The sequence below is a fragment of the Sphingomonas sp. genome (genome assembly GCF_040398505.1).
Classification (GTDB): Bacteria; Pseudomonadota; Alphaproteobacteria; order Sphingomonadales; family Sphingomonadaceae; genus Sphingomonas.
On the sequence record NZ_JBBATX010000124.1, the window covers coordinates 1 to 6,936 of the forward strand.

The window sequence follows — 6,936 nt, forward strand, 5'->3', positions numbered from 1 at the left end:
ATGCGCCCCGCGTGCAGCAGATCGTGGAGCACGACGGCGACGCCCCTCCCCTCGCCCGCAACGGCGCGCAATTGATCTAGCAAATCGAGCTGGTGCGCGGGATCGAGGCTCGCCAGCGGCTCATCGGCGAGCAGCCAGGTCGGCTCCCCGGCGAGCACGCGCGCCAGCAGGACGCGGGCACGCTCGCCGCCCGATAGTGTCGCGATCCCGCGATCGGCGAAATCCGTGGTCGCCGTTACGCGCAGCGCGGCATCGATCGCGGCATGGTCGGCATGGCTGGGCGCGGCAAAGGGCGAACGATGCGCAACGCGGCCAAGCGCCACGACGTCGCGCACGCACAAATTCCAATGAACCCGCGCATCCTGCGGCAAATAACCGATCAGGCGGGCACGCTCGCGCGGATCGAGCGTGGCAATCGCGCGAGTGCCGAGCGATACCGTGCCGTCACTTGGGGTCAGCAACGCCGCCATCGCCTTCAGCAACGTGCTTTTCCCCGCCCCGTTCGGACCAAGGATGGCGGTCACTCGGCCCGGCCGCAGCACCGCATCGACGCCCTCCAGCACGCAGCGGCGGTCGAGCGTCACGCGTAGGTTCGCGATGCTCAATTCCATGCGACGCGCCCCTTCAGCAGCAGCCACAGGAAGAACGGTGCGCCGATCAGCGCCATTGCGACGCCCAGCCGCACTTCCCCCGCGCCGGGGAGCAAGCGGCACAGGCTGTCCGCGATCAGCACCAGCGCCGCGCCACCGAGCGCGCTGGGCAGCAGCAAGGCGGACGGCCGCGCGCCAAAGAGCGGGCGGAGCAAATGCGGGACGATCAGCCCGACGAAACCAACGACGCCCGTTACCGCGACGCTCGCGCCGACGGTCAACCCGGTGCCGAGCACCACCAGCGCCTGCAACCGCCCGAGCCGGATGCCGAGCGAGCGCGCCGTGTCTTCGCCGAGGCTCAGCGCGTCGAGCGACGGACCGGTTGCCGCCAATACGACCGCCCCGAGCAGGAGGAACGGGACAGCAAGCCGGACATCGCCCATCCCGCGATCGGTCAACGCGCCCATCAGCCAGTCGATCACTTCGGCCACCGCATACGGGTTCGGCGCAATCGAGATGACGAAGGCGGTCAGCGCGCCCGACAGGCTGGCGAGCACGGTGCCCGCCAGAATGAACTGGACGGCGCTCGCTTGCCGCCATGTGAGCGCCGCTAGCAGCGCCATCGATCCGCCTGCCGCCGCCATCGCGCAGCCAAACAGGATCAACGGGTTGCTGGCGATGCCAAGCACGATCGCCGTCACCGCGCCGAGCGCCGCGCTCGACGACACGCCGACCACGCCCGGATCGGCCAGCGGATTGCGCAAATAGCCTTGCAGCACGGCGCCCGACAAGCCGAGCACCGCGCCGATCGCGAGGCCCAGCACGGCACGCGGCAAGCGCAGTTCGAACAGGATCGCGGCGTTGGCGTCGTGCCCGAACCACGCGGCGGGTGGGATCCACAGCTTGCCCGCCATCAGCGACAGCGCGAACGCGGCGACAACGAGGAGCGCCAGCAGCGCGAGCTTGCGCGTCATGGCTGACCCCGGCGCAGGTCGGCCAGTCGCGTGATCGCCGGGACGATCGTCGGACCGCCACAATTGATGAGGTTGCGCGCGAAGGTCGCACTGCGCGTCGGTGCGCGCATTCGGGCGAGCACTTTCATCCGCAGGTCGGCGCTACGCGACGGGCCTGGGGTGAGGATCAGCGCCGGGGGATGCGCCGCGATCGTCTCCAGCGCGACGGCGGAGGTATAAGGGAGGCCGTAGCCCCGCGCTGCGTTGGCAAGGCCTGCGCGCGTGATCAGTTCGTCGAGCAAATTTCCCGGACCGTTAGCGAGCGTGCCGGAGATGAAGAGGAGCGTCACCATCTCCTTCCCCAGCGAAGGCCGGGGCCCAGTTGCGGGCGCTTCGCTACTAGGCCCCGGCCTTCGCCGGGGAAGCGTCGAAGTAGGCGTAACGCTCGCCGCCGCCAGCGCCCGCTCGATCCGCCCGACCATTGCCTCGCCCCTGCCCGGCTCGCCTACCGCCGCTGCCAGCATCCGGATTTGCGCTTCGCTTGCGGCCACCGACGCAGGGGAATCGAGCAGCAGCGTCTTGAGCCCGGCACGCGTGTAGGCGGCGCGCGTCGCGAGCGGGGTAAAGCTCGACGTCACGACCAGCGCCGGACGCAGGGCGATCACTTCCTCCGCCGTCCCCGCCGTCGCCGGGAAGCGCCGCGCGACGTCGAGCGGGAGCGAGGTCGCCGCCGGATCGTGCGAGTAAAAGCTGATCGCGGACAGGCGTTCGGGCGCGAGGTCGACCAGTATCGCATCAGCACAGGGATTCGTAGAGACGATCCCGCCGCTCACCGGCATGCGCGCCGGGGCAGCACACCCGACGAGCACAACGGCAAGCAGCGGGACCAGCCGCATCAATCGAGCTTCACGCGAATGCCGCCAAACGCCGCGCGGCCATCGGTACCGTAATTGGCGACGGTGCGGTATTTTTCGTCAAAGGCATTGTCGATCCGGCCATAGACCGACAGCCGACGCCCGATCGCCATTTCCGCGCGGAAGCCCGCCAGGACATAGCCATCGAGCCGGACGGTGTTGCCGGCATTGTCGAAGCTGTCCCCGACATGGCTGACGGTTCCCCCGACCGAAAGACCGAACGCGAAGCGGTAATCGGCCGACACGCTCAGCGTCTGCTTCGGCCGCCGCGCCAAATCCTTGCCGAAATTTGCGCCGGTCGAGCGGTTCTTCGCATTGATATACGAATAATTGCCCGTCACCGTGAGCGCCTCCACCGGACGCAGCGCGAGTTCGACTTCGACCCCCTCTGCCCGAGTTTGTGCGATGTTCTGGTACGTGAAGGTGCCGAGATCGAAATCGATCTGGTTCTTCGTATCGCGGTGGAAATAGGTAACGCTTGCGCTCACCTGATTGCCGAGCAAGCGCTGCTGGATCCCGACATCATAGCTTCGCGCGGTTTCGGGCACGAGACGGCGCGTGCCGTAGTAGCTGTAGAGCTGATACAGCGTCGGGGCCTTGAACCCCTCGCCATAACTTGCGCGCAGCGTCGTGCCGGTGTCGAGCGCGAGCGCGGCATCGGCCCCGAAGGTCGTGTGGCCGCCGAAGGTGCGATGGTCGTCATGCCGTACCCCGCCCGTGATCGTCAGCTGGCGCACCGGATTGACGATCGCCTCGCCGTAAACCGAGGTAATGCCGGTCGCGGCGAAGGTGCTGCCATCGTTGAAGCGGCTATCCTCATGCTCGACTCCAACGACGAGGCGCAGTTGCTCGACCACGCGGAAATCGCCCTGATATTCGAAGCGCTCGGTCCGTCCGCGCGAGAAGAACGCGACCGGCGTATTGGGCGCATCGAAATTGTCGCGCTTGATGTCGGCGATGGTGAAGGCGACGCGATTGCGAAAGCGATCGTCCAACAGATTGGCATGCGCGCCGGCGTAGCCATAGGCTTCCTGGGCGGTCGAATAGGCCGGACTGTCGGAAACAACGTAGGCGGGCGGCGGGAACGCCGAGTCATATTGCGTCCGGCTGTCGGCATAAAAGCCGCGCACGTCGATCCCGATTCCGGGGGCGAGTTCCACGCCCACCTTGCCGGTCGCGCCATATTGCCGGAAGCCGTCACGCTCGGTGCCATTGGCCGCCGCGGAAATGCCGTCGGTCCGCAAATAGCCGCCGTTGAACGCTGCGGTCAGCGGGCCCGTGCCGCCCGAGAGGCCAGCATTCGCGTACAGCGAGTTATGCGCACCATATTCGATCTGACCGCGCGCCTGAGCGCCTTGGCTCGGGGTTGCGGTGACGATGTTGACCACCCCGCCGATTGCCTGACTGCCCCACGGCACCGAATTCGGCCCACGCAAAATTTCGATTCGGTCGATCGAGCCGGCGAGCAAGGTGCCGAAATCGAACGCACCGCCCGGCGAAGACGGATCATTGACGCGAATGCCATCGATAATCGTCAACGTTTGTTCGCCCTCCGCGCCGCGGATGCGAACGGCCGTCACGGTCCCGATGCCGCCATTGCGCGTCACGGTGACACCCGGCGTGGTGGCGAGCAAATCGGACAGCACGATCGTCTGGCGACGCTCGATCTCGGCCCGCGTCAGGACCGTGACCGCCTGGCCAACCTGATAGCTGTACTGCGGCACGCGCGCCGCGACGATGATGTCGGGTTCGATCCGGCTGTCGGCGACAACAACCTCGTTAGCAATGCTGTCGTCGGGCGTGACCGCTGGGTTCGTCTGCGCCTGTGCAGCCCCGGCGAGGCCCAAGGCCAGCGCAGCGGGAATCAATTTTCGATAGTGTATCATGACGTTACCCTCAAAGAGGGCCGCGACACCGGACGTTGCCACGCGGCGACGCCCGGAGCCATGGCCCCGGTTCCGTCGTTCGCTCGAGGTTTCGCCTCGTCCGCACGGTTCACCCGCCCGCGCAGTGGATCGACCGTGAGGGGCAGGTCTCCTGGCTCCCGGGTCGCTGCTGACGTGCCGCCTTCCCAGGTCGGCTCAGACCCAGTGGCATGATGGCGCGCCGGCTATCCGGTCACAGTTGCGGGGGCAGCACCGGTCTTGCGAGGTCACCCACGCGCACCGATTTCCCTATTGATCCCGTCTCCGGGAACCCTTCACAACGCCCGTTTAGTGTTGCGACGCAGCACACGCAAGAAATAAAAAAACGCCGGCGCGCGTAACCAATGCTTGTCATCTTCTATTTTAATTGAGAATCTAAGCGAGGTCATAACAAGAAGACGCGCTTCGGCAGGAGCAATTGGGATGAGGGTTCGATCGATAAATCACGTTTCTGCCGTGCACCCGCGGCGTGATCGCCCTTTGCCCCCCGGAACGGGTATCCTGATTGCCGGTGCTATGTCGTTACTGATGTGGGTAATCATTGCCGGGATCGCTGCCATCCTCTGACGCGCTTTGCATCTGGCGGCACGCTTGTCGTCGGGCGCAGCAACACGCGGCTTGACGCGACGCCAAATTCGAGGTGGATCGGGCCAACCTAAAATGGGGCTGGCACCATATGGAAACGATCGGCGGCGACCTTCGCCACATGCAACGCACGCCGTTGTCCGACAGTCATGTTGCGGCGCTGCGCGCGGTTGGCGCGATCGTTCGCTATCGCGCTGGCACGTTCCTCGCCCGGCCGGGCAAACCTGCCGACCGCTTTACCTATGTGCTGTCGGGCGAAATCGAGGTGGTCAACCCCTACACAGACGAGCGCCATCTGCCCTCCACGCTTGGCCCCGCGCAGTTCATGGGCGAGATCTCCTTCCTGAACGGCGGCAATTGGTCGATGCCGCTGCGCGCGGCAGTCGACACCGAAGTCATCGAAGTGCCGCGCGACACGATGCTGACGCTGATGTCGCAAATCCCCGAAATGTCCGATATCGTCATTTCGGTCCTGTCGGCGCGACGGCGGCGGCAACTCGACGATCAGGACGGCGCGCTGGTGCTGATCGGCGAGGAGGCCGACCGCGACATCCGGCGGATCGCCGAATTCGCCAGCCGCAACCGCATTCCGTACAGCGCTATTTCGCTCGACAGCGACGACGCGGCGGCGGTGGCGAGCAGTTGCGGCATCACGCTGTCGGGCCCCAGCGTGGTCTTCGGCCGCGAGGTCGTCCCCGATCCAACCCCGCAAAGCATCGCGAGGCTGCTCGGCATGAACCACGACATCGCCGAGGAGAAGGTGTTCGACGTGCTGATCGTCGGCTGTGGCCCCGCCGGGGTTGCCGCGGGCGTCTATGCTGGTGCCGAGGGGCTGTGCGCGCTCGTCATCGAAGACATTGCGATCGGCGGTCAGGCGGGGACATCGTCAAGAATCGAAAACTATATGGGGTTTCCGACCGGTATCTCCGGCGCCGATCTCGTGTGGCGCGGCGAGGTGCAGGCAATGAAGTTCGGCACGCGCTTCGCCATGCCGTGCCGCGTCAACCAGCTCGAACAGTTGGACGACGGCAGTTTCTGCGCAACGCTCGACACTGGGAGCCGCGTGCGTGGCAGAGCGCTCGTGGTCGCAACGGGTGTGCAATATCGCCGCTTGCCGATCGCGCAGCTTGAGGCGCTGGAAGGCGCGGGCATCTATTACGCCGCGACCGAGATCGAAGCGCGCTATTGTCGCGGCACCGAAGCGATCGTGATCGGCGGTGGCAATTCGGCAGGCCAGGCCGCGATGTTCCTCAGCCGCTCAGCCAGCCGGGTCCGGCTGCTGGTGCGGGGTACGTCGCTCGCGGCTTCGATGTCGAGCTATCTGTCCAGCCGTCTCGAAGCTGACCCCGCGATCACGATCCAGTATCAGGCCGAGGTGCCCGAACTCCATGGCGACGATCATCTGGAAAGCGTGACGATCCGCAATGCGACGACCGGCGCAACCGAAACCGTCGCGACCCGCGCCGTGTTCGTCATGGTAGGAGCTGCCCCCAATACGGCGTGGCTTTCGGGCCTGGTGGCGCTCGACGACAAGGGCTTCGTGGTGACCGGACACGATGCGCACGCCGCCTCCCCCTTCGCCACGTCGCACCCCGGCATTTTCGCGGTGGGCGACGTCCGCGCCGGATCGGTCAAGCGCGTCGCATCCTCGGTGGGTGAGGGGTCGGTGGTCATCTCGAAGGTGTGGGAATATCTGAACAGCGGCGAACGCTGACACGGGCGCTGACACGGGCGCGCCGTTTTTGTACTTTTATATTAAGTATAAGAAGTTTTAATACGTTTAAGATCGTTTTATAATCAATTTTATGCAGGATCACGTTATTCTGGAACACTGCGTTCCGTTCAGGCTGCATTTTTTAATTTGCGGAGGTTGTTTTTAGGGGGTTAACTGACCGCTGAGTACCACGGTATCGTGCGTTAGTGGGGTTCGCATTGTGCGTCGCAGCATTTCGAGTATTTTTGAGCCTAC

General features: G+C 65.3%; 5 protein-coding genes and 1 riboswitch. Of the genes, 1 reads left to right on the forward strand and 4 read right to left on the reverse strand.

What is annotated here, in order from left to right; genetic code table 11:
* From ABWP09_RS12610 to ABWP09_RS12625, 4 genes are all read right to left on the reverse strand, one after another.
* Positions 1–611 (reverse strand): ABC transporter ATP-binding protein (locus ABWP09_RS12610; protein ID WP_353205481.1); only part of this gene is annotated, 611 nt, incomplete at its 3' end.
* A complete protein-coding gene (locus ABWP09_RS12615) occupies positions 602–1,564 on the reverse strand; it encodes a FecCD family ABC transporter permease (RefSeq protein ID WP_353205482.1) in 963 nt (320 codons plus the stop codon). The genes ABWP09_RS12610 and ABWP09_RS12615, both read right to left, overlap by 10 nt.
* Positions 1,561–2,439 (reverse strand): ABC transporter substrate-binding protein, encoded by an 879-nt coding sequence (locus ABWP09_RS12620; RefSeq protein ID WP_353205483.1) that lies wholly within the window; start codon positions 2,437–2,439, stop codon positions 1,561–1,563. The genes ABWP09_RS12615 and ABWP09_RS12620 overlap by 4 nt, the downstream gene beginning before the upstream one ends.
* Complete coding sequence (locus tag ABWP09_RS12625) at positions 2,439–4,343, reverse strand: TonB-dependent receptor plug domain-containing protein (RefSeq protein ID WP_353205484.1); 1,905 nt, start codon at positions 4,341–4,343, stop codon at positions 2,439–2,441. The genes ABWP09_RS12620 and ABWP09_RS12625 overlap by 1 nt, the downstream gene beginning before the upstream one ends.
* Before the next feature lie 124 nt (positions 4,344–4,467).
* Positions 4,468–4,673: riboswitch (cobalamin riboswitch) on the reverse strand.
* A gap of 385 nt (positions 4,674–5,058) precedes the next feature.
* Here ABWP09_RS12625 and ABWP09_RS12630 point away from each other — a divergent pair.
* Positions 5,059–6,681: an FAD-dependent oxidoreductase gene (locus ABWP09_RS12630; protein WP_353205485.1), complete on the forward strand. Its 1,623-nt coding sequence runs from the start codon at positions 5,059–5,061 to the stop codon at positions 6,679–6,681.
* Positions 6,682–6,936: the final 255 nt, after the last annotated feature.

What these genes read in the sequence shown, in the direction of transcription:
- ABWP09_RS12615 (WP_353205482.1), bottom strand. Translation starts at nt 1,564, where the DNA reads ATGACGCGCAAGCTCGCGCTGCTGGCGCTCCTCGTTGTCGCCGCGTTC.
- ABWP09_RS12630 (WP_353205485.1), top strand. Translation starts at nt 5,059, where the DNA reads ATGGAAACGATCGGCGGCGACCTTCGCCACATGCAACGCACGCCGTTG.
- ABWP09_RS12625 (WP_353205484.1), bottom strand. Translation starts at nt 4,343, where the DNA reads ATGATACACTATCGAAAATTGATTCCCGCTGCGCTGGCCTTGGGCCTC.
- ABWP09_RS12620 (WP_353205483.1), bottom strand. Translation starts at nt 2,439, where the DNA reads ATGCGGCTGGTCCCGCTGCTTGCCGTTGTGCTCGTCGGGTGTGCTGCC.